This is a genomic window from Amycolatopsis sp. NPDC049868 (genome assembly GCF_044461365.1).
Lineage (GTDB): Bacteria > Actinomycetota > Actinomycetes > Mycobacteriales > Pseudonocardiaceae > Amycolatopsis.
Window position 1 is genome coordinate 49,530 of record NZ_JBITKV010000003.1, and the last position, 20,341, is coordinate 69,870.

Annotated in this window: 21 protein-coding genes; 11 read left to right on the forward strand and 10 right to left on the reverse strand. The window is 68.9% G+C overall.

What is annotated here, in order from left to right:
* Positions 1–291: 291 nt before the first annotated feature.
* Both ACIBTM_RS13610 and ACIBTM_RS13615 read right to left on the reverse strand, forming a co-directional pair.
* On the reverse strand, positions 292–717 hold the full coding sequence (locus ACIBTM_RS13610) for a hypothetical protein (protein ID WP_037333828.1): 426 nt from the start codon (positions 715–717) through the stop codon (positions 292–294).
* A gap of 13 nt (positions 718–730) precedes the next feature.
* Positions 731–1,105: a hypothetical protein gene (locus ACIBTM_RS13615; RefSeq protein ID WP_016330535.1), complete on the reverse strand. Its 375-nt coding sequence runs from the start codon at positions 1,103–1,105 to the stop codon at positions 731–733.
* Between the two features lie 318 nt (positions 1,106–1,423).
* Here ACIBTM_RS13615 and ACIBTM_RS13620 point away from each other — a divergent pair, with 318 nt between their 5' ends.
* Both ACIBTM_RS13620 and ACIBTM_RS13625 read left to right on the forward strand, forming a co-directional pair.
* Positions 1,424–2,836, forward strand: coding sequence for a tetratricopeptide repeat protein (locus ACIBTM_RS13620; protein ID WP_395876837.1), 1,413 nt, complete (start codon positions 1,424–1,426; stop codon positions 2,834–2,836).
* Positions 2,796–3,734, forward strand: a complete 939-nt coding sequence (locus tag ACIBTM_RS13625) for a phosphotransferase family protein (RefSeq protein ID WP_395876838.1) — start codon at positions 2,796–2,798, stop codon at positions 3,732–3,734. The genes ACIBTM_RS13620 and ACIBTM_RS13625 overlap by 41 nt, the downstream gene beginning before the upstream one ends.
* 212 nt (positions 3,735–3,946) lie before the next feature.
* Here the strand turns inward: ACIBTM_RS13625 and ACIBTM_RS13630 are convergent, their stop codons facing one another.
* A complete protein-coding gene (locus ACIBTM_RS13630; protein WP_395876839.1) occupies positions 3,947–5,956 on the reverse strand; it encodes a tetratricopeptide repeat protein in 2,010 nt (669 codons plus the stop codon).
* Between the two features lie 280 nt (positions 5,957–6,236).
* Between ACIBTM_RS13630 and ACIBTM_RS13635 the strand changes: the two genes are divergently transcribed.
* Positions 6,237–6,803 carry a dihydrofolate reductase family protein gene (locus tag ACIBTM_RS13635; RefSeq protein ID WP_395876840.1) on the forward strand — a complete coding sequence of 189 codons (567 nt, stop codon included), beginning with the start codon at positions 6,237–6,239 and terminating at the stop codon, positions 6,801–6,803.
* Here the strand turns inward: ACIBTM_RS13635 and ACIBTM_RS13640 are convergent.
* The 4 genes from ACIBTM_RS13640 to ACIBTM_RS13655 all read right to left on the reverse strand — a co-directional run bounded on the left by ACIBTM_RS13640 (position 6,800) and on the right by ACIBTM_RS13655 (position 9,723).
* Positions 6,800–7,831, reverse strand: coding sequence for a copper resistance D family protein (locus ACIBTM_RS13640; protein WP_395876841.1), 1,032 nt, complete (start codon positions 7,829–7,831; stop codon positions 6,800–6,802). The genes ACIBTM_RS13635 and ACIBTM_RS13640 overlap by 4 nt on opposite strands.
* Complete coding sequence (locus ACIBTM_RS13645; RefSeq protein ID WP_240596304.1) at positions 7,828–8,391, reverse strand: copper resistance CopC family protein; 564 nt, start codon at positions 8,389–8,391, stop codon at positions 7,828–7,830. The genes ACIBTM_RS13640 and ACIBTM_RS13645 overlap by 4 nt, the downstream gene beginning before the upstream one ends.
* On the reverse strand, positions 8,392–9,162 hold the full coding sequence (locus ACIBTM_RS13650; protein WP_395876842.1) for a YcnI family protein: 771 nt from the start codon (positions 9,160–9,162) through the stop codon (positions 8,392–8,394). It lies immediately after the preceding gene.
* Between the two features lie 69 nt (positions 9,163–9,231).
* On the reverse strand, positions 9,232–9,723 hold the full coding sequence (locus ACIBTM_RS13655; protein ID WP_395878052.1) for a hypothetical protein: 492 nt from the start codon (positions 9,721–9,723) through the stop codon (positions 9,232–9,234).
* A 302-nt stretch (positions 9,724–10,025) separates the two neighbouring features.
* Between ACIBTM_RS13655 and ACIBTM_RS13660 the strand changes: the two genes are divergently transcribed.
* Genes ACIBTM_RS13660 through ACIBTM_RS13675 form a run of 4 tightly spaced genes read left to right on the forward strand, consistent with a single transcriptional unit; the run spans position 10,026 to position 13,581 of the window.
* The gene (locus ACIBTM_RS13660) at positions 10,026–10,673 is read left to right on the forward strand and encodes an ABC transporter permease (RefSeq protein WP_007030477.1); all 648 of its coding nucleotides are present in this window, start codon (positions 10,026–10,028) and stop codon (positions 10,671–10,673) included.
* The gene (locus ACIBTM_RS13665) at positions 10,660–11,844 is read left to right on the forward strand and encodes an ABC transporter ATP-binding protein (protein ID WP_395876843.1); all 1,185 of its coding nucleotides are present in this window, start codon (positions 10,660–10,662) and stop codon (positions 11,842–11,844) included. Before ACIBTM_RS13660 ends, ACIBTM_RS13665 begins: the two co-directional genes overlap by 14 nt.
* The gene (locus tag ACIBTM_RS13670; RefSeq protein WP_395876844.1) at positions 11,841–12,620 is read left to right on the forward strand and encodes an ABC transporter permease; all 780 of its coding nucleotides are present in this window, start codon (positions 11,841–11,843) and stop codon (positions 12,618–12,620) included. The genes ACIBTM_RS13665 and ACIBTM_RS13670 overlap by 4 nt, the downstream gene beginning before the upstream one ends.
* Before the next feature lies 1 nt (position 12,621).
* Positions 12,622–13,581 carry a glycine betaine ABC transporter substrate-binding protein gene (locus ACIBTM_RS13675; protein ID WP_395876845.1) on the forward strand — a complete coding sequence of 320 codons (960 nt, stop codon included), beginning with the start codon at positions 12,622–12,624 and terminating at the stop codon, positions 13,579–13,581.
* Positions 13,582–13,653: 72 nt separating this feature from the next.
* On the opposite strand, the gene ACIBTM_RS13680 is transcribed toward ACIBTM_RS13675, so the two are convergent.
* Entirely contained in the window at positions 13,654–14,118 is a 465-nt protein-coding gene (locus ACIBTM_RS13680; protein WP_395876846.1) for a DUF6474 family protein, read from the reverse strand.
* Positions 14,119–14,208: 90 nt separating this feature from the next.
* Here ACIBTM_RS13680 and ACIBTM_RS13685 point away from each other — a divergent pair, with 90 nt between their 5' ends.
* The 3 genes from ACIBTM_RS13685 (at position 14,209) to ACIBTM_RS13695 (ending at position 17,334) form a co-directional block, all read left to right on the forward strand.
* Positions 14,209–15,855 carry a TM0106 family RecB-like putative nuclease gene (locus ACIBTM_RS13685; RefSeq protein WP_395876847.1) on the forward strand — a complete coding sequence of 549 codons (1,647 nt, stop codon included), beginning with the start codon at positions 14,209–14,211 and terminating at the stop codon, positions 15,853–15,855.
* A 78-nt stretch (positions 15,856–15,933) separates the two neighbouring features.
* Positions 15,934–16,542: a PadR family transcriptional regulator gene (locus tag ACIBTM_RS13690; RefSeq protein ID WP_395876848.1), complete on the forward strand. Its 609-nt coding sequence runs from the start codon at positions 15,934–15,936 to the stop codon at positions 16,540–16,542.
* A 117-nt stretch (positions 16,543–16,659) separates the two neighbouring features.
* Positions 16,660–17,334 (forward strand): class I SAM-dependent methyltransferase, encoded by a 675-nt coding sequence (locus tag ACIBTM_RS13695; protein WP_395876849.1) that lies wholly within the window; start codon positions 16,660–16,662, stop codon positions 17,332–17,334.
* A 69-nt stretch (positions 17,335–17,403) separates the two neighbouring features.
* Here ACIBTM_RS13695 and ACIBTM_RS13700 read toward each other — a convergent pair whose 3' ends face one another.
* Complete coding sequence (locus ACIBTM_RS13700) at positions 17,404–18,162, reverse strand: SDR family NAD(P)-dependent oxidoreductase (RefSeq protein WP_395876850.1); 759 nt, start codon at positions 18,160–18,162, stop codon at positions 17,404–17,406.
* A 158-nt stretch (positions 18,163–18,320) separates the two neighbouring features.
* Between ACIBTM_RS13700 and ACIBTM_RS13705 the strand changes: the two genes are divergently transcribed.
* Positions 18,321–19,631: a UDP-glucose dehydrogenase family protein gene (locus tag ACIBTM_RS13705; RefSeq protein ID WP_395876851.1), complete on the forward strand. Its 1,311-nt coding sequence runs from the start codon at positions 18,321–18,323 to the stop codon at positions 19,629–19,631.
* Between the two features lie 66 nt (positions 19,632–19,697).
* Here the strand turns inward: ACIBTM_RS13705 and ACIBTM_RS13710 are convergent, their stop codons facing one another.
* On the reverse strand, positions 19,698–20,276 hold the full coding sequence (locus tag ACIBTM_RS13710; protein ID WP_395876852.1) for a TetR/AcrR family transcriptional regulator: 579 nt from the start codon (positions 20,274–20,276) through the stop codon (positions 19,698–19,700).
* Positions 20,277–20,341 lie beyond the last annotated feature (65 nt).

Below are 20,341 nucleotides of genomic sequence, written 5' to 3' on the forward strand. Positions count from 1 at the left end.
TGCCGGTCGGGGGAGGGGAGTGCAACGGCACCGGCCCGCGGGGTTCGGGGGATGACAGCGCGTTCCGGGGCAGGTATCGCGCTGCGTTTGTGATCATCAACCTAGCGACCGATTACTGCCTTCGCTAGGTGTTCTGCCGATATTTTTCGATTAATCGCGGTGGGGACCGGAGTGATTACCGAGAGCGGTTCATCGCGTTCGGGGGTACGCGTGAACCGCCGCCGGCGAAGGCGAGATCGTGGCGTGGTTGCCGAGGGGGCTGCTCGGACCGCCGTTCACTCGCCTGGCTTCTCAAGCGTGCACGCCGCCGATGGCGGCACGACGCGGGTTGACCAGCGCGTGCCTGCCGGTGGTTTCGGCGGGGCTCACGCCGCGGCTCTGCCCGGGGACGCGGCGGCGGCTTTCGCGCCGGTGGTCCTGGGTGGCCGCGATCTGCTGGGGGGCGAGGCCGCCGGCGACCAGGTGCTCGTGCGCGACCTGCCATACCGAACAGGGGGCCTTGCACTTGTGCCAACGGGTCGAGCAGGTGGGGCAGTCCCCGCGCTCGTCGGGCTCGTGCGCCTGGAGCATCGCGCGCCACCCTTCGGCCAGCCGGGGGAGCTCCGAGCGGGCGACCGAGACGAGCGACTGCGCGTCGGCCCGGTTCGCGAGATCGGAGAGCATGTCGAGGCGTTCCCAAACCGCGTTGCGGAGGACTTGCCCTAGGACCTGATCCACGGAGAACTCACCGTTACCTTTCCGCCATTTTGGCGGCTTCGTTGAGCGCTGCCCTGAGCTGTCCGAGCTGGCCGGACGTCAGGCGCGCGGTCTCTCCTGGCGGCGAGACGAGAACCACCTGGTTGTCTTCGACGAACACGGTGACGGCGCGTTCACGGCTGATGAGATCGCCGCACTGCACCCGCCAGACCAGCTGTCCGCCTTCGTAGCGGCGCACGCTCGCGGTACGGGGGTCGACCGGGGCGGAAGGGGAGACCGGACGGTTCGCGCCGGGGGCGACCGCGACCGTCTGCTGACCGGCGGGGCCGGCCGCACGCAGGTGGCGCGTGGCCATACCGGGCCGTCCCGCGGTGATGGAGCCTGTTGCGATCGAGTCCACGAACTCCACTGGCTCTTCTCCGCTCTCTCGTTCCACGTCGTCTTCGTATCCGCGTGTCCGCACCTGTAGGGGGTTCGGAGACTTGGTAGCTCTCTGTGATCGCGGCCGGTGGCCGGTCGGTCACGGAGATCTGACAACTACAGTGATGTGAAACCGAGTGCGATAGAAGGTCGAACCGCCGTCATAGCGGTGACCGGACGAGGTTTCACGGTAAGCGGTCAAACGACTTCTGCCGGGCCGATCACGACGGGCGATCCGGTGTTTCGCACGGTTGAATAGGTGTGCCTACGCTGTTTCTCGACCCCAACGGAACTGTGAGGGGGCGCAATGGACGCCAGTATCGGTGGCGGCACTGTCGCCGGCTCGGACGCTGCAAGCGGTTCGGGTCGCCAGAGTCACCCCGTGCCGCCGGATGCCTGGGAGCAGCCGGAGATGCGAGCCGCACTGGCCACACGGGAGATCTCCTCCGTGTACCGGCTGTTGCGCAAGCACGGTGTTTCGCAGCGCCAGATCGCCGCGATGACCGGCCAGTCGCAGTCCGAGGTGTCCGAGATCCTCAAAGGTCGCCAGGTGATGGCGTACGACGTGCTCACCCGCATCGCTGACGGCCTTGGTGTCCCCAGGGGATACATGGGTCTCGCCTATGACGAGGCGACAGCGATAAAGGTCGTCGGCGCTGCCGACGGCCAGCAGGCGGAGGAGGACGAGTCCGTGAAGCGACGGAGGTTCCTCGCGCACGCCGCCCAGGTCACGATGGGTGCGGCGGTGTTCGGTCCGGAATCGGGTACGTGGTCGGCAGGGCCCGCGAAGACGCCCGCCCCCGGGCGGATCGGCATGACCGACGTCCGGCAGGTGGAAGCCGCGACCAGAGCACTCCGGTCCCTCGATTACCAGTACGGCGGCGGTTTCTGCCGCGACGCCGTGGTCGCGCAGCTGTCCTGGGGACAGCAGATGCTCGAGTCCAACGGCACCGAGATGGTCAAGAACCGCCTGTACGTCGCCCTCGCCGACCTGCACAGCCTGGCCGGCTGGACCTCCTTCGACACCGGCCTCATGGATTCCGCGCGCGGACATTTCGCGAACGCGCTGGACCTGGCCAAACAGGGTGACAACCATCCGCTGGTCGCCAACGTCCTCTACCGGATGGGCCGCGTCTACCTGCACCAGGACGCGCCCAACGACGCGCTGAAACTGTTCCAGCTCGGCCAGATCGCCGCCCAGGAATCGGGTTCGGAGCTGGCGGTCGCCGTGCTCTGCGCCAACGAGGCCTGGGCCTACGCGATGATGGGCAACGAGGAACAGGCCGTGAAGCTGCTCGGCCGGAGCAAGGACGAGTTCGCCCGCGCCAACCTGGCCGAGGCCGAATCCTGGGTCAAGTTCTTCACCGAGACCGACGTCTACGCCATGATCGGCACCGTGCACACCGTGCTCGCGGCGAAGAACGCCGAGCACACCAAGTACGCGATCCCGGCGCTGACGAAGGCCGTCGAGTCCTACACCGACGACATGGCCCGCAGCAAGACGTTCATGCTCAGCGCCCTGGCCACGAACCACCTGCTCGAAGGCGATCTCGACCACGGCGCCAAGGTGGGCTCGAAGGCCGTCGACTGTGCCGAGGGCATCAAGTCGGAGCGGGTGAAGGACCGGATGCGGCCACTGCAGGTCGAGGCGGAGCGCCGCCGGAACAACGCGGACGCCCGTGACCTCGCCGATCGCCTCAACTCCTTCTACGCCGCCTGAGCCGATCGGTCCGGGCGGCCGGTTCACGCCCGACATCCTGCGCGACGCCCTCGGGCGGACGTGCGATCTGCTGGGCGTGGACGCCGAAGGCGCCCGCCTGCTGAGGTTCACCAACAACGCCGTCTACGAGCTGGCGAGCGCGCCGTTCGTCGTCCGGATCGTCGGTTCCACCCGCCTGCGGCATCGCGTCGGCACGGTCGTGCAGGTCGCGAGGCACTTCGAACGGCACTCAGTGCCGGCCATCCGCCTCGTTCCGGGCTTCGACCAGCCGCTGCCGGTCGGCGAACACCTCGTGACGGTCTGGTGGAAGGTGCCCGAGACCGGCCGGAAGGCGAAGTCGGCCGACCTCGCCGCGCTGCTGCGCCGCGTCCACGCGCTCCCGCCGCCCGAGGGGCTCGCCGAATGGGCGCCGTTCGCCGCGGTCCGCGCCCGGGTTTCGGACGCGGAGGAGCTGGACGAGGGCGACCGGCGGTTCCTGCTCGACCGCTGCGCCGAGGTCGAAGCCGCGCTCGCGGACCTCGACTTCCCCCTGCCCAGGGGCCTCGTCCACGGGGACGCGCATACCGGGAACGTGATCCCCGGGCCGGACGGGCCGGTGCTGTGCGATTTCGATTCGTCCTGTGTCGGGCCGCCGGAATGGGATCTGACGCCACTCGCCGTCGGCCATGAACGGTTCGGTGATCCACCGGCCCGCTATCGCGTGTTCGCGCAGCGGTACGGATTCGACGTGACCACGTGGTCCGGCTTCTCGGTACTGCGCGCGATCCGTGAACTGAAGCTCACGACTAGTGTTCTTCCCATTCTCCGGAGTCATCCCAGCGTGCGGGATGAGCTGCGAAAACGATTGAACGATCTTCGGAACGGGCGTACCGGGGCCCGCTGGAACCGGTATCGCTGACTCACCCGGGAAAGCCATCTGCACGTGCATTCGCCGACGGCGAATGACCGTTCGTCGCTTGTCCGAATTCGTCGATCAAACGGTGACGAATTCGCCCGGACTAATCACTTCTCCTGGCCCAATGCTCCCCCAAATGTGCAAGTTGCAGCTACGCTGAGTCATTCGACTCGGCGAGTTCACTCGGTAGCCGGGTACCGATCGGTGCCGTGGGGTCACAGCTGTTCCAGCCGTGTGCGCAGAGCGTCAGCCTCCGGTCGGCCGAGGCCGACGAGGATGGGCAACGCGCGGTCGTAGTACCGCCTCGCCTCGTCGGGTTTCCCTTCCGCCTCCGCGACCTCGCCGAACGCGGACAGGGCCCTGGCCACCTCGAACCTCGACCCGCTGGCCTCCATGGTGCCCAGCGACGCTTCGAGTTCGGCGCGGGCGGCCGCGAGATCCCCCGTCGCGGTGAGGGCGCGGCCGAGATCGGTCCGGGCGCGGGCCACGTTGTAGGGGTCGGCGGCCAGTACCTCGCGAGCGCGGGTGAGGTGTTCGATCGCGGGTTCCGGCCGTCCGGCCTTGAGCTGGGCCGAGCCGAGGTTGATCAGCGCGAGCCCGACGTCGTGCGTGCGGTTCTGGCGTTCGCTCAGCCGGTGGTCTTCGGTGAACCACCGCACCGCGTCGTCGAGCCTTCCCTGCGCCAGCGCGACCAGGCCGAGGCCTTCCACCGACCGGATCTCGACGACCTCGTTCCCGGCCTGTCGCGCGGCTTCGCGTCCCGCTTCGTAGTGCGAGACGGCTTCGTCGTAGCGGCCGGTGCCGCGGCAGGCGGCGCCGCTGCGGTTGTGCATCAACGCCTCCGCCGACGCGTTGCCCCACGCCCGCGCGCAGCGCACGCCGGCCTGGCTCACCTCGAGGAAGTCCGGATAGTGCTTGCGCAGCAGGAAGAGCGGCCACATCGCGGCGGCGAGCTGCCAGCCCAGTTCGGGCAGCTGCCACGTCTCGGCGGTTTTGACGGCGGCGATGAGGTTCTCGCGTTCCAGTTCCAGCCAGGCGAGTTCCTCGTCGGGGGAAGCGAACGACATCGGCGATGGTGGCCGGTACTCGTAGCGGTACGGGATCGGGTCCTGGTCGGGGACCGTCATGACGGTGGTCTTCGACGCGGTGAAGAGGTACCACTCGAGCATGCGGCGCACCGCGATGTCGCGGTCGTACTCGTTGCCCGCCGTCTTCTCCTTGGCGTGCAGCCGCGCGAGGTCGTGGAAGGTGTACCGGTCGTCGCCGCGGTCGATCAGGAGCCCGACGTCGACGAGCTGGTCCAGCAGGTCTTCCGCGACCTCTTCGCGGACGGCGATCGACGCGGCCGCCACGCCGGCCCCGAAATCAGGGCCGGGGTGGAGCCCGAGCGCCGCGTACAGCGCGGCCGCGTCGGAGGGAAGCTCGTCATAGGAGAGGTTGAAGCTGGCTTCCACCGATTGCGCCTCTTTCGTCGACAGCGTGGCCAGTCGACGATATTCCTTCCCCAGTTCGGTGGCGATCTTCTCCAGCGACATCTTCGGCCGTCCGGCCAGCTTCGCGCTGACCGTGGTGAGGGCGATCGGCAGGCCGCCGCACAGCTCGGCGATGTCCCGCGCCCGCGCGGCTTCGGCGCCGACCCGCTCCGCGCCGACCGCGCGGCTCAGCAGTTCGGCGCTGTGCACGGAACCGAACGGGGCCAGCTCGACCAGCCGCGCCCGATGCTCGGTCTGGAGCCTGCCGAGACGGCGCCGCGAAGTCACGATCACGAGGCTTCCCCCGCCGGCGGGCAGCAGCGGCAGTACCTGTTCGGTCGATCCCGCGTTGTCCAGCAGCACGAGCAACGCCCGTTCGGCGGTCGTCGTGCGGTACAGGGCGGTGAGCTCCTCGACGTCCGCGGGCAGCCCCTCCGGCGGAACACCCAGCGCGCGGAGGAACCGGCCGAGCGCTTCGCTCACCGAGAGCGGTCCGTTCGTGCTGAACCCGCCGAGGTCCGCCCAGAGGTGCCCGTCCGGGAAACGGTCACCGAGGTGACGGCCCCACGCGGTGGCCAGCGCGGTCTTCCCGATGCCGCCCTGGCCGCTGATCAGCTGCACGGCCGGTCCGTCGGTGTCGTGCTGGGTCAGCAGTTGTTCGAGCAGCGCGAGTTCGGTGGTGCGGTTGGTGAAATGCGCCGGCGCGGGCGGTAGCTGGCGCGGGCCCGAACTCACCTGCCTGGTGAGCCTCACCGCCGATCGCTGCCGCGGTACCTGTGGCGTGCTGACTTCACTTTCACCCGGCAACGGGCCGCCCATCAACCATCCCCTCTTCGGGTTAACCCCAGCGAACGCGTAGAGCATCCCGGTGGAGCTCCGGGGAGGACAGCGAAACCGGTCAAATGCGGCCGTATGGAGCAAGGTGTGTAACAGCTCCCGAGAAAGTCGAGCGAGGGATGTACAGATCGCCTCGGCGGCTTCGTCCCCGGGGCGATCGCGGCCGGAGTGGCCGCACCTGCCGGGAGGACAAGTCATGCGCAAGCTCATCGTTCAGCAGTGGGTCACGGTCGACGGCATCGTCGCGGAGGAGGACGGCGGGCTGAGCTTCGTGTCGGGAGAGCCCTTCTCCGAGAAGACCGAGCCGGCGTTCAAGGCGAGCGTGATGGGGCTCGTCGATTCGGTCGACACGATGATCCTCGGCGCGAACACCTACGCCATGGCCAAGGACTACTGGCCCCACGCCGAAGAGCAGGGCGAATACGGCGAGAAGGTCAACAACCTCACCAAGGTCGTCGCCTCGTCGAAGCTGGACGACGCACCTTGGGGCGGCTTCCCCGCCGCGACCGTGACGCGCGACGCGGCCGCCACCGTCCGCGAACTCAAGGAACGGAGCGGCAAGGACCTCTGGCTGTGGGGCAGCCTGACGCTCATGCGGTCGCTGCTGGACGCCGGTCTCGTCGACGAGTTCCGGCTGATGGTCAGTCCGGTGTCGCGCGGCAAGGGGACGCGCCTGTTCGAGGACCGGCGGGACTTGAAGCCGATCGAGGCCACCGCGTTCGAGAATGGCGTGGTGATCCTGCGGTACGCGGTGGAGAACTAGGTCGTCGGGACGACCGGGGCTCGCGTGAGGACGACGGCGAAGCCGAACGCGAGCCCCATCACCGTCAGTTCCAGCGTCGCCCACGCGGCCAGTGCCGTGCGGTTGTGCCGCACGATCCGCGGCATCAGCTTCCAGCGCGTGTACGCGCCGAGGCCCGCGATCACACCGGTGCACAACAGCTTCAACAGCACCAACTGCCCGTACGGCGTGGTGAAGACGCCTTCCCAGAAGCCGAGCGACGGGTTGAGCGAGATCTCGATCAGCCCGTTGAACAGCCCGGTCGCCGCGCCGAGGATCAGGCACAGCGTCGCCAGTTTGGAGAACCGCGGCAGCGCGTGCGCCAGCAGTGTCCGGTTCCCGACGAGCAGCACCGCCATCGCGCCGAGCCCGCCGGTCCAGGCGACGGCGCTCATCACGTGCAGTTCCATCGAGATCATCGTGTAGTCGTGGTAGTTCCAGTTCGACGCGTGCCCGGTGACCGGCAGCGGAAGCAGCGCGAACAGTCCCAGCCCGACGCGGACCTCGGCCGGCACCTTCTCGCCGTGCTTCAGCGCGAGGATCCCGAGCCCCGCGTGCAGCAGGGCCAGTACCGCGACGATCAGCAGCGCCTTCCCGGCGCCGACGTCGGCGATGTAGCTCCCGACGTCCGAAATCGACAGCGTGCTGGACCCCGGCCGGTATTCGGCGGTCTGCAGGATCAGCGCGACGAGCGCGGTGGTCGCCCAGACCAGCGCGGCCGCGACGCTCGCGGGCCGCGCGACCCGCATGATCGGCTCGGAGAGCTTCGGCCGGTCGTAGCCGACCAGTACCGAAAGCAGCGCCAGCCCGATCGTCGCCACCGCCGAGATGTCCAGCAGTACCCGCACGATCGGGATCGAGACCGAGACCACCTCGCTGACCTGCGCGACCCCGGGCACCGGGGCGGTCGCCGTCAGCGCGACACCGATCAAGGCGCCGACGATCCCCGCCGTCACCACGCAGAACAGGACGGCGACGCGGGCGCGCGAGGTGGTCTCGGCCTGGGTCATGAGCCGCTCTTCTCCTTGTCACCGGCGCCGGTGCGCAGCGCGACGGTCAGTCCGACGGCGAGCAGCACGACGGCGCCCGCGATCCACACCCAGATCGGCACGCCGGACGAGCCTTCGCCGCCGGTCGCCGGGGTGGTCTCGGCCTGGCCCGCGTTGCTGCGCGCGGCGTCGGCGCTCGCCGGGGTCCCGGTGCCCGCGGCGGTGAGGGTGAACGGCACCTCGCCGGTCACGGCGTGCCCGTCCGCGGACAGGATCCGGTAGCCGATCTTGTACTCGCCCGCCGGGCCGAGCGGCCGCAGCGGCACGGTCACGACGCTGTCGCGGACCTCGACCTGGCCTTCGGCCCACTGGCCGCCGCCCGGTCCGATGACCGCGATCTGGTTGACGTTCGCGTTCTGGACGTACTGGTCGAACGTGAGAGTGATCTTCGCGGGCCCGGCGGCGAGCGAAGCGCCCTTCGCCGGGTCCGAGGAGATCAGGACGTTGTGCGCCAGCGCCGGGGTGGCGGTGGCGAGCCACGCCACCCCGGTGATCGCCAGCGCGACGATCGCTTTACGCATTCACTTTCCTTCGGTGTCGCTCTTGCCGGAGACGGCGGTGGCGCGGCGGGCGCGCAGGGTGGCACCGGCGCCGACGCCGAGACCGAGCGCGCCGACGACCAGGCCGGCGCCGCCGAGCCAGCGGGCGGTGTTGTCGGACGACGAAGAAGCGGCGTGAGACTCCTCGGACGCCTTCGCGTCGGTGCCGTGGCCGCCACCGTGCCCGTCAGCGGTCTTCTCGGCGAGCTTCACCGTCGGCGCGGGGTGCTCCGGCTCCTCGCCGGAGGCCGGGGTCGGCTGGTTCCACTCGACGACCTTGCCGTTCTCGTAGGTCTGGGTGGCCGGGAACTCGATCGAGTCGACGTTGGCCGGGAACTGGCCCGCGCTGATCTGGAACTCCTGGAACTCGGTCGATCCGGCGGCGATCTTGGTGCCGGGTTCGGCGGTCCAGGAGACCTTGGAGACGGCCTCGGTGATCTGCGTGCCGGACGCGGTGGTCACCGGAGCGGGCAGCTTGGACCTGACGACCTCAGCCTTCCAGCCGGGAAGCGGCTTGGCCCGCACGGAGCTGAGCGCGTACTCGGGCTTGACGGTGATCTCGACCTTGATGGTGCCGGCGTCCTTCTCCTCGTTGGGGACGCGGAAGAAGATCGATCCGTAGCCGCCCTTCGACGGCTGGGGGCCGTAGACGTTGGCGGTGACGTGGGCCGAGGCGACCCCGGCGGAGAGCAGGCCGGCGATGCCGACGGTGGCGGCCAGGAAACCGGCGCGCTTGAAGACGTGCTTGGACACGAAAACTCCTGAACGTGACTGAGACGGCGGGCTCGGGGGCCGCGCCGGGATACGGGGGATGTCGTGGGTTCAGGAGAACAACGGCGGGCCGCGCCTGCCGTGGACGCGGCGGAGGTCCACCCGGACGAGGTGACCGGGGCCGGCCGGACGGGCGAGCACCGGGGACGCCACCGCGGCGGGGACCGGGAGCGCGTTGAGGATGAAGGGGACCAGCGCGCGCAGGCAGGAGAGGACGCCGAGCAGCAGTCCGTCGGCCTTGGCCAGCAGCAACGCGGTGATCAGCGTGGCGACGACGTGCGCGATGGTCATCGCGAGCCCGCCCTGGACCGGGGCGGGTTCGCTGTGCACGAGTTCGTGCGTGCTCAGCGAGCTGAGCACGAGATGCATCACGACCTGACCGGCGCCGAGGTCCACGATGGTGGCCAGCGGCCCGCGGGCCTTCGCGGCGAGCGCGGCGGCGTTCCAGCCGATCAGCACGGTGAGCAGCAACGTCATCGCCGTATCGGGGAGGTCGCCGTCCCCGATCAGGTGGGCGGTCACGGCCAGCGCCGCGGAACTCACGCCGAGCAAGCCACCACGCACAACGCGTAACGCGCTTCGGTGATGGCTGCCTTTACTCACGGATGAAGAGTATTCGACGTACATCCGGGTGGTCGATGTCCTCCCGGCTGTTGAGCAGTGGGAAAGACACCGCCCGGGCGGCGCGTGCGTTTGCCCATTTAGGCCGAATGGGGAAGGTTTGCAGGATAAAAGGCGGTAAACAGGGGTTTGACCGCGAGCGTTTTGGGTAGTCAGGCTCCCGATACAGCTACTCCGAATGGGTGAGGAGGCTCACCCAGAGGCGGCGGGAGAACCAGCACGCGATGAATCTCTTCGAGTACATCTCGGATCGGTGGGACAGACTCGCCCTCCAAGGGCTCCTCCATGTCAGCGCGGTCGTGCAGTGCACGATCCTGGCCGCCGTCCTCGGCGTGGTGATCGGCGTCGCCGTCTACCGCAGCCCGATCGGGTCGGCCGTGGCCACGGCGCTGGCGAGCACGATCCTCACCGTCCCCTCGTTCGCCCTCCTGGGGCTGCTCATCCCGGTGTTCGGCCTCGGCGCGAACACCACGGTCATCGCGCTCGTGCTCTACGCGCTGCTGCCGATCGTGCGGAACACGATCGTCGGGCTGAGCGGGGTGGATCCGGCGGTCAGCGACGCGGCGCGCGGCATCGGCATGAGCCGGTTCGGCGTGCTGACCAGGGTGGAGTTGCGGCTCGCCTGGCCCGCGATCCTCGCCGGGATGCGGGTCGCGACGCAGATGCTCATGGGCATCGCGGTCATCGCGGCCTACGCGAAGGGCCCGGGCCTCGGCTCGGAGGTCTTCTCCGGCCTCACCAACGCGGGGAGCACGAACTCCCTCAACCAGGCGCTGACCGGGACGCTCGGCGTGGTCGTCCTCGCACTGGTCCTCGACGCCGTTTACGTCCTGATCAACCGTTTGACCGTCTCTAGGGGTGTCCGTGGCTGAGTCTCCTGAAACCGTATCCGGCGTCGAGATCGAGCTGGAGAACGTGACGAAGCGCTACCCCGGCACCCGTGAGCCCGCGGTCGACGACTTCTCGATGGTGGTGCCCGCCGGCAAGATCGTGGTCTTCGTCGGCCCGTCCGGCTGCGGCAAGACCACGACCATGCGCATGATCAACCGGCTGATCGAGCCGACGTCGGGCCGTATCACCATCGGCGGCGACGACGCGCTCAAACTCGACGTCGACACCCTGCGCCGTCGCATCGGCTACGCGATCCAGCAGGCCGGTCTCTTCCCGCATTTCACCGTCGCGCAGAACATCGCCGTGGTGCCCGGGCTGCTCGGCTGGGACAAGAAGAAGGTCAACGACCGGGTCGAGGAGATGATGGACCTGGTCGGGCTGGACCCGGCCGACTTCCGCGACCGGTTCCCGCGTCAGCTGTCCGGTGGGCAGCAGCAGCGTGTCGGTGTCGCGCGGGCGCTCGCGGCGGATCCGCCGGTGCTGCTGATGGACGAGCCGTTCGGCGCGGTCGACCCGATCACCCGCGGCAACCTGCAGGACGAACTGCTGCGGCTGCAGACCGAGCTGAAGAAGACGATCGTCTTCGTCACCCACGACTTCGACGAGGCCGTGAAGCTCGGCGACAAGATCGCGGTGCTCGGCAACCAGTCGCGGATCCTCCAGTACGACACCCCGGACGCGATCCTCGCGAACCCGGCCGACGACACGGTCGCCGGTTTCGTCGGCGCCGGTGCCTCGCTGAAGCAGCTGACGCTGCTGCGAGTCCGCGACGTCGAGCTGAAGCAGGACGCGCTCACGGCGACGGTGAGCGAGTCGCCGTCCGAGGTACGCGAGAAGCTGACCCAGCAGCGCAAGCACTTCGTGCTGGTGCTCGACCAGCGCCGCCGTCCGATGCGCTGGGTGCACGTCCGCGAGCTGACCGCGGCGTCTTCGCTGGCCACCGCGGGCAAACCGCTGCGCGACTCGGTCAGCCTCCAGTCGACGCTTCAGGACGCGCTCGAAGCCATGCTCGCCGAGGGCGGCAGCGTCCCGGTGACCGGCGCCCGCGGCGAATACGCCGGGACGATCGAACTCGACACCGTCATCGCGACGATCCAGCAGCTGCGCGAGGAGCACTCCGACGACAGCCCGGCGGAAGGTGTGACCGCATGACGGCCACCGTCGACACCGGCTTCTCCACCGAGTCCTCGTCGAGAGGCGCCGAACGGGTCCGGCTGTTCGCCCAGCCCGCCGCGGTGCTGCTGATCGTCGCCGGGGTGCTGATCTGGGTGTTCAGCGGTGACCTCACCGCGACGGAGAAGGAGACCCTCAACGCCGCCGGGCTGCTGGCCGCGCTGCGCGACCACCTGGCGATGACGATCGTGGTCACCGCGATCGTGGTCGCCGTCGCGGTGCCGCTCGGCGTGCTCGTCACGCGGCCGTGGGCGAAATGGGCGGCGCCGGTCTTCCTGGCGGTCGCGAACATCGGCCAGGCCGCGCCCGCGCTCGGCGTGCTGGTGCTGTGGTTCATCGTCACCGGCGCCACCGGCGGGCTGTGGGTCGCCGCGCTGCCGCTGGCGTTCTACTCGCTGCTTCCGGTGCTGCGGAACACGATGGTCGGCCTGCAGCAGGTCGACCCGTCGCTGATCGACGCCGGCCGCGGGATCGGCATGTCGGCCTCCGGGGTGCTGTGGCGGGTCGAGTTCCCGCTGGCCATCCCGCTGATCCTGGCCGGCCTGCGGACCTCGCTGGTGCTGGCCGTCGGCACGGCGACCTTCGGGATGTTCGTCAACGCCGGGGGTTTCGGCCTGCTCATCGACACCGGCTACAAGCTCAACCTGACGAAGGTGCTGATCACCGGCTCGGTGCTCGCCGTCGCGCTGGCGCTGCTGGTGGACTGGCTCGGCGCGGTGGCGGAACAGTTCTTCGGACCGAAGGGACTGCGCTGACATGCGACTCAAAGCGATCCTCGGCGCGGTCCTGTTGTGCGGCACGCTTTCCGCGTGCGGGCTCGAGGTCAACACCGCGCTGCCGTACAAGATCGAACCCGGCTCGATCCAGCCCATCGAATCGCTCAAGGGCGTCAAGGTGACGGTGGGCTCGAAGGACTTCACCGAGAACATCATCCTGGGCTACATGGCCGAGATGGCGCTTTCCGCCGCGGGTGCGGACGTCGTCGACCTGACCGACATCAAGGGGTCGAACTCGTCGCGGCAGGCGCTGCTCGCCGGCCAGACCGACGTCACCTGGGAGTACACCGGCACCGGCTGGATCAACTACCAGGGCAACGAACTCCCCGTCCCCGGCGGGGAACAGGCCCAGTACGAAGCCACGAAGGCGGCAGACGAGGCGAAGTACGGTGTCTCCTGGCTGAACTACTCGCCGCTGAACGACCAGTACGGCTTCGCGGTCACCGAGGCCTACGGGGCAGCGAACAACCTGAAGACGACCTCGGATCTGGCGGAGTTCCTGAAGCGGAAGCCCGACCAGGGCGTGTTCTGCCTGGAGACCGAATTCACCAGCCGTCAGGACGGTTTCCCCGCCGCCGTGCGGGCGTACGGATTCCAGAATCCGGTGATCAAGAACTTCGGCATCGGGACGATCTACTCGGCCGTGGCGAGCGGGACCTGCCCGATCGGCGAGATCTTCACGACCGACGGCCGGATCGCCGGGCTGAACCTCCGCGTCCTCGAAGACGACAAGAAGGCGTTCCCGCAGTACAACGCGGTGCCGACGCTGCGGACGGAATTCCTGAAGCAGCACCCGGAGATCCGCGGGCCGCTGGAAACCGTCGCCGCGGCCCTCGACAACGAGCAGATGATCGAGCTGTGCAAGCAGGTCGACGTCGACGGTCGGGACCAGGGCGAGGTCGCCTACGAATGGATGAAGAAGAAGGGTTTCATCTCCTAGCCGACGCCATGAAAGGTCCTTTCCTTGCAAAATTTGCGAGGAAAGGACCTTTCCTAGCGTTCGAGAGCGGCTTCAGATCCCCAGCCGGTGCAGCAGCTTCCCCTCGAGCTGGTCCAGCTCCCCGGCCACGGCCCGGTGCGCCGCCTTCCGCCGCGCGGCGGGCATCCGCTCCGAAGCGCGAACGGTCGCCGAAAGCTGCTCCAGCGTCCCCTGGGTGTCCTTCGCGAAGGCCACGTCGGCGTCTGTCGCCTTCGCGGACCTCTTCAGCTCCGCGAGCCCCTGCGTCAGCCCCGCGATCCGCGCGTGCAACGCCGCACCGCGTCCGCTGAACTCGCCGAGCTGGTCGACGGCGACGCCGAGCTTTTTCGCTTGATAACGGTCGTATAGCTCTCGAGCGGCGCCCGCCGCTCGAACGGCGTACGGCGCGATCACCGGCAGTACGGCCGGACCGAGCACTTTGGCCACCGCGACGGCGTTCTTCGCCTTCTTCGGGGTAAACCTGCCTTCGCCCTCGACGGCTTTGGCCTTGCGCGCCATGGCACCTCCCACGCTGTGTCACGGTCGAACTTACTGGTCCCCGATGTGGCGGGCATGTCGGCTTGCCGGTGGCCTTCTAGAGTGTTGTCCGTGAGTAACGAGGTGCTACTGGACGCGGGAGCGGTGAGCCGCTGCCGGCGTCGCGTGCACCTGGAACACGATCCGGCGATGCGCGAGGTGCCGCTCGCCCCGCCCGACCCCGCCGCTCAGCAGCGGATCGCCGACGCCTCAGCGCATCGCGACGCGATCGTGCAGCGGCTCATGGACGCCACGGGTCCCGGCGCGACCTGGGTCAAGATCCCTCGCGACCTCCCGGCCGCCGAGCGCGTGCAGCTCACCGAAGAGGCCTTCGCCGCCGAAGCGCGCTACATCTGGGGTGCGCTGCTCCCGGTGGATCGCGCCGGTCATCGGCGGGGCGGCTCCGAGCTTCTGGTCCACACCGGCGACGGCTACGTGCCGGTGCTGGTCGTGCGGCACCGCATCACCGATCGCGGCGCGGGCGCGCCGACCACCGTGATGACCGACCTCGACCCGGCGAACCGATTGCCCGATCCGGCGCGAAAGGTCCGCTCGCAGCCGCGGGACCAGATGCGGCTCGCGCACCTCTATCGGATGCTCGAAGCGCTCGGAAAGCACGAAGGACACCGCGCTGTCGGCGGCGTCATCGGGCTCGACGCGGACGTCGTCGTCTGGCACGACCTGTCCGCGGGCACCTGGCCTGGCGGCCGGAGCGCGCTGACGGAGTACCAGAGCCGCTTCGCCGACAGGCTCGCCATCGCGAGCGCTGCCGCCGAAGGGGAAGAGCCACTCGCCGAACCGTCTCGTGTCCTCGAATGCCGACGCTGCCCTTGGTGGCCGACCTGCGAAGTCGTGCTCACCGAAACCCGCGACGTCAGCCTGGTCGTCCGCGGCGAGGACGCGATGGAACTGCGCCGAGCCGGGGTGTCCACAGTGGACAAGCTGGCCGCGCTCGACCCGGCCGACGAGCCCCCGCCGATGAACTGGACGGGCGGCACCTTCGCCGACTCGATCATTTTGGCGCGCGCGTGGCTCGCCGATCTCACGATGGTGCGCAAGGTCGACCGCGTCGAGGTCTCGCGCGGCGACGTCGAGGTCGACGTCGACATGGAGAGCTTCGGTGATTCCGGCGCGTACCTGTGGGGTTCGCTGCTGACCGGCGCCGACATCGGGATGGAGCAGGGCTACCGGGCCTTCGCGACCTGGGAGCCGCTGCCGACCGCGGACGAAGCCCGGTCGTTCGCGGAGTTCTGGGCCTGGTTCACCGAGGTCCGTGAGCGCACGCTCGCCGCGGGTCTGACCTTCCGCGCCTATTGCTACAACGCGCTCGCCGAGAACCGCTGGCTCTTCGGCTCCGCGAGCCGGTTCGGCGATCACCCCGGTGTCCCCAAGAAGGCCGAGATCGCGTCCTTTGTGGACTCGGAGGAGTGGATCGACCTCTTCCGCAGCGTCACCGACCAGTTCCTGTGCTCGCACGGCAAGGGACTCAAGGTGATCGCCCCGGTCGCCGGGTTCGCGTGGCGCGATCCGGAAGCGGGCGGCGAGGCGTCGATGAGGTGGTACCGCGACGCCGTCGGCATGGACGGCGGTGTCCCCGACGACGTCCAGCGGGAGCGCCTGCTGCGCTACAACGAGGACGACGTCCTGGCCACGTACGCGCTGCGGAACTGGATGACCGACCACGCGCAGACGTCCGTGCCGTACATGAACGACCTCTGATCCCGGCTTTGCCGAGCTTGCGATCATGCGCGCCCCGGTGGATACTCGTTGACGAATACTCGTCTACGAGGAGGCGCGGTGAAGCGGCGCAAGGTCGGGAATCTGCTGGCGCTGGCGATCCTGTCCACGCTGAACGAGCGGCCGATGCATCCGTACGAAATGGCCTCGGTCCTGAAGAGCCGCGGCAAGGACCGCGACATGGGGATCAAATGGGGTTCCTTCTACACGGTCGTCGGCAACCTGCGGAAACACGGCCTCATCGAGGCCGCGGAGAGCGGTCGCGACGGCGCCCGCCCCGAGCGCACGGTGTACCGGATCACCGACGCCGGCCGTGACGAAATGCTCGACTGGCTGCGTGAACTCCTCGCCGGACTCGCGCCGGAGGAACCGAAGTTCGTCGCCGGGCTCTCGGTGATGGGGTGGCTCGGGCCGGACGAGGTGGTCGCCCTGTTCCGCACCCGCCTGGCGGCACTGGAGGAGGACATCGCCGCGACGCGAGCGGAGCTGGCGCGGCTGCTCGAGGAAATCCCGCGGCTGGTGCTGCTCGAAACCGAGTACCACCTGGCGATCCGGGTCGCCGAGGCCGAGTGGGTCCGCTCGATCATGGGGGAACTGACTTCCGGCTCGATGCCGGGGCTCGCGCAGTGGCGGGCCTTGGTGGCGGAAAGGGGGAGTACCCGCAGTTGAAAGAGCCCCGGCGAGGTGTTGCAGCACCCCGCCGGGGCGACTATCCCGCAACCGGAACCCGGCCACGAGACGGCACTTCGAGGATAACCGGGCTCCGGGCGAACAACCTGGAGAGACATGTCGAACATCAAGGACAGGAAACGGTTCAAGATCGTGCCGGAGATGGGCGGCGCGCTGGCGCGGAACTACGCCCGGCAGCGCGGCACCGGACCGCAGATCGAACACTGGCGGCAGCAGGCGCGCGAACTCACCGCGGACCTGCCGGAAGGCGCGAAGATCCTCGAGGTCGCCTTCGGCCCCGGCTACTTCGCCGTCGAACTCGCGCGGCTCGGGTTCCCGGTCACTGGCCTCGACGTCGCGCCGACGTTCGTCGAGATCGCGAGCGAGTACGCGCGGGCGCAGGGCGTCGAGGTTTCGTTCCGCGAGGGCGATGTCGCGGCCATGCCGTTCGACGACGAGTCGTTCGACTTCGTCGTCTGCCAGGCGGCGTTCAAGAACTTCGTGTGGCCGGTGAAGGCACTCGACGAGATGTACCGGGTGCTGCGCCCGGGCGGTACGGCCGTGGTGCAGGACATGAACCGGGAGGCGACCGAGCGCGACATCGCGCGCGAGGTCGCGAGTATGCGGCTCGGCAAACTGGCCGCGTTGGCGACCCGTCAGACGCTCGCGCAGCTGCGGCGGCGGGCGTACACGCCGGTCGGCTTCGGCGGGCTGGTCGCCGAAACCGCGTTCCGGACCGGTGAGATCTCGACGTCGGGCATCGGCCTGGACGTCCGCCTCACCCGCCCCTGAGACGCTATGAACGGGCCGTTCCTTGCAAATTTCGCAAGGAACGGCCCGTTCCTGGCACGTGGGGCAGGATCAGCGAGGGGCCATGCGCAGCGAGCCGTCCATCCGGATGACCTCGCCGTTCAGGTAGTCGTGGTCGATCAGCGACAGCGCGAGCTGCGCGTACTCGTCCGGCCGCGCGAGCCGCTTCGGGAACGGCACACCCTCGGCCAGCGAAGCGCGGAACTCCTCGCTCACCGTCGCCAGCATCGGGGTGTCGACGATGCCCGGCGCGATGGTCAGCACGCGGATCCCGTGCGACGCGAGGTCACGCGCGGCGGGCAGGGTCATCCCGACGATGCCGCCCTTGGACGACGAGTAAGCGACCTGCCCGATCTGGCCGTCGAAGGCGGCGACCGACGCGGTGTTGATGATGACGCCGCGCGCGTTGTCGGCCAGCGGCTCGGTTTTGGCGATGGCCTCGGAGGCCAGCGTCAGCACGTTGAAGGAGCCGATCAGGTTGATCTGGACGACCTTCGCGTACAGGGCGAGGTCGTGCGGGCCCTTCTTCGAAAGGATCCGCGCGGACGGCCCGATCCCGGCGCAGTTCACCACGGTCCGCAGCGGCACCCCGGACTCGGCCGTGGTCGCGACGGCGGCGCGCACCTGCTCCGGGTCGGTCACGTCCGCCTCGACGTAGGTGATGCCCTCGATCTGCTCGGCGTTGGCGATGGCGCCGGCGAGGTCCAGCGCGAAGACCCGCGCGCCCTTCGCGGCGAGCGCCTTCGCGGTCGCGCCGCCGAGCCCGGACGCGCCACCCGTGACCAGCGCCGCGGTATCGGTGATCTGCATGTTCTCCCTTTCGTCGGCAACCGTTCATAGGTTAACGCTCGTTCGCATCGGGCCCAGGTGGGATGGCTCACTCCGGTGCGAAGCATGTCGTGAGGAGTATTCGGGCCTGAAGCATTCCGTTCGCTCGGAGGTCAACTCCGGCTGTCACCTTCAGCAGCATGAGCGCTGCTCGGATCGTGGTGGTGGGGACCGGTTACGTCGGATTGACCACGGGGGCCTGCCTGGCCGGCCTGGGGCATCGAGTCACTTGTGTCGATGTCGACCAGGCCAAGGTCGCAAGGCTTTCCGCCGGACGGGTGGACATCCTGGAGCCGGGATTGTCCGAGCTGGTGTCGAGAGGGCTGACCAGCGGAAGGCTCGAGTTCGTGGTCGGCGCGCGCGAAGCCGTCCGCGACGCCGAGGCCGTTTTCCTTTGTGTGCCAACGCCGATGGGCGCGGGCGGTTCGGCGGATCTGCGGGCCGTCGAAGCCGTGACCACCGAGATCGGCGACGTCATCCCGCCGGGCTGCGCGCTGATCACCAAATCGACCGTTCCGGTGGGGACGTCGAAGCGCATCCAGGCGATGCTCGGCCGCACGGACGTGCCGGTGGTGTCGAACCCGGAATTCCTGCGTGAGGGCACCGCCGTCGAGGACTTCCTCGGCCCGGACCGGATCGTCGTCGGTTCGGACGACGTCGCGGCCGCCCGCTGGGTCGGCGATCTCTACGCCGACCTCGCCGCCCCGGTCGTCGTCGCCGACGCGGCCAGCGCGGAGCTGGTGAAGTACGCGGCGAACTGCTTCCTCGCGATGAAACTGTCCTATGTGAACTCGATCGCCGAACTGTGCGAACGCCTCGGCGCGGACATCGACCTGGTCACCGAGGGGATGGGCTACGACCGGCGCATCGGCCGCTCGTTCCTCAAACCCGGCCCCGGCTGGGGCGGCTCGTGCCTGCCGAAGGACACCAGCGCGCTGGTGAAGGTCGCCGAGTCGGTGCAGTACGACTTCACGCTGCTCACCTCGGCGATCGAGGAGAACATCGCGCAGCGGGACCGCGTCGTCGCGAAGATCGCCGGCGCCGTCGGCGGCACGCTGGCCGGTTCGCGGATCGGCGTCCTCGGGCTGGCGTTCAAAGCCGGGACGAACGACCTGCGCGACTCGCCCGCACTCGCGGTCGCGTCCGTGCTGTGCGCGCTCGGCGCGGAACTGACCGCCTACGACCCCGCCGTCGGCGGGCATATCGACGGCATGACCGTCGTCGACGACCCGTACCAGGTCGCGAAGGGCGCCGACGCCGTCGTCGTGCTGACGGAGTGGGACGAGTTCAAACGGCTCGACTGGACCTACATGGCCGAGCAGATGGACGGCGATTCGGTCGTCGACACGCGCAATCTCCTCGAGCCGCAACGGATCCTGGACGCCGGCCTGTCGTGGCAGGGCGTCGGGCGGCCGCGGGCGGCGCTGCGGCGGAAGGTCGCCGTCTCCTGACCCACCTGCCTCCCGCGGGTGCAATGAAAGGTCCTTTCCTTGCGAAATTTGCAAGGAAAGGTCCTTTCATTGCACCAGGGAGACAAGCTTCAACAGCCCGTCCACGACCTCCTCGGCCGTCGGACCGTTCTCCGGGTCGAGCATGTGCTGCAACATCACGCCCGAATTCAGGGCCGTGGCGACCGCGCCGATCCGGCGTTCGTCCGCCTCGGTGAGGGTGTCCTCGTCGATCCCGAGGATGCCCGCCGCCATGCCACGGCGGCCTTCGCGCTGCGCGGCGGCAAGCTGTTTCCGCAGCTCAGGGTGATGTTCGGACTGCACGAACGCCTCGATCGAGGCGATCCACAGCTGCCGGTTGCGCCCGTAGGAGTCGATCATCGCGCGCCAGGAAGCCGCGTACTGCTCGGACGGTGAGGCGTCGGGGTCGACAGCGCCCCGCATCTCGACCTGGATCTCCTTGCCCCAGTCGTCCATCGCCTGCGAGAACGCCGTCAGCAGCAGGGCTTCGCGCGATCCGAAGTGGTAGCCGATCGCCGCGTGGCTGACCCCCGCGGCCGTCGCGATATCCCGCACCGTCGTGCGTGACCAGCCTTTTTCCTTCAAGCACTGGATGGCGCCCGCCATCAGGTCCTCGCGATTACCCATGGCCGAGATCCTAGACCACGCGGTTTATCCATCTGGTTTAACCAAGCGGCTTGACCAAGCGTGCA

Coding starts and splice junctions, on each gene's coding strand:
- ACIBTM_RS13620 (WP_395876837.1), top strand. CDS start 1,424: ATGGACGCCAGTATCGGTGGCGGCACTGTCGCCGGCTCGGACGCTGCA.
- ACIBTM_RS13635 (WP_395876840.1), top strand. CDS start 6,237: ATGCGCAAGCTCATCGTTCAGCAGTGGGTCACGGTCGACGGCATCGTC.
- ACIBTM_RS13640 (WP_395876841.1), bottom strand. CDS start 7,831: ATGACCCAGGCCGAGACCACCTCGCGCGCCCGCGTCGCCGTCCTGTTC.
- ACIBTM_RS13645 (WP_240596304.1), bottom strand. CDS start 8,391: ATGCGTAAAGCGATCGTCGCGCTGGCGATCACCGGGGTGGCGTGGCTC.
- ACIBTM_RS13660 (WP_007030477.1), top strand. CDS start 10,026: ATGAATCTCTTCGAGTACATCTCGGATCGGTGGGACAGACTCGCCCTC.
- ACIBTM_RS13670 (WP_395876844.1), top strand. CDS start 11,841: ATGACGGCCACCGTCGACACCGGCTTCTCCACCGAGTCCTCGTCGAGA.
- ACIBTM_RS13675 (WP_395876845.1), top strand. CDS start 12,622: ATGCGACTCAAAGCGATCCTCGGCGCGGTCCTGTTGTGCGGCACGCTT.
- ACIBTM_RS13680 (WP_395876846.1), bottom strand. CDS start 14,118: ATGGCGCGCAAGGCCAAAGCCGTCGAGGGCGAAGGCAGGTTTACCCCG.
- ACIBTM_RS13695 (WP_395876849.1), top strand. CDS start 16,660: ATGTCGAACATCAAGGACAGGAAACGGTTCAAGATCGTGCCGGAGATG.
- ACIBTM_RS13700 (WP_395876850.1), bottom strand. CDS start 18,162: ATGCAGATCACCGATACCGCGGCGCTGGTCACGGGTGGCGCGTCCGGG.
- ACIBTM_RS13705 (WP_395876851.1), top strand. CDS start 18,321: ATGAGCGCTGCTCGGATCGTGGTGGTGGGGACCGGTTACGTCGGATTG.
- ACIBTM_RS13710 (WP_395876852.1), bottom strand. CDS start 20,276: ATGGGTAATCGCGAGGACCTGATGGCGGGCGCCATCCAGTGCTTGAAG.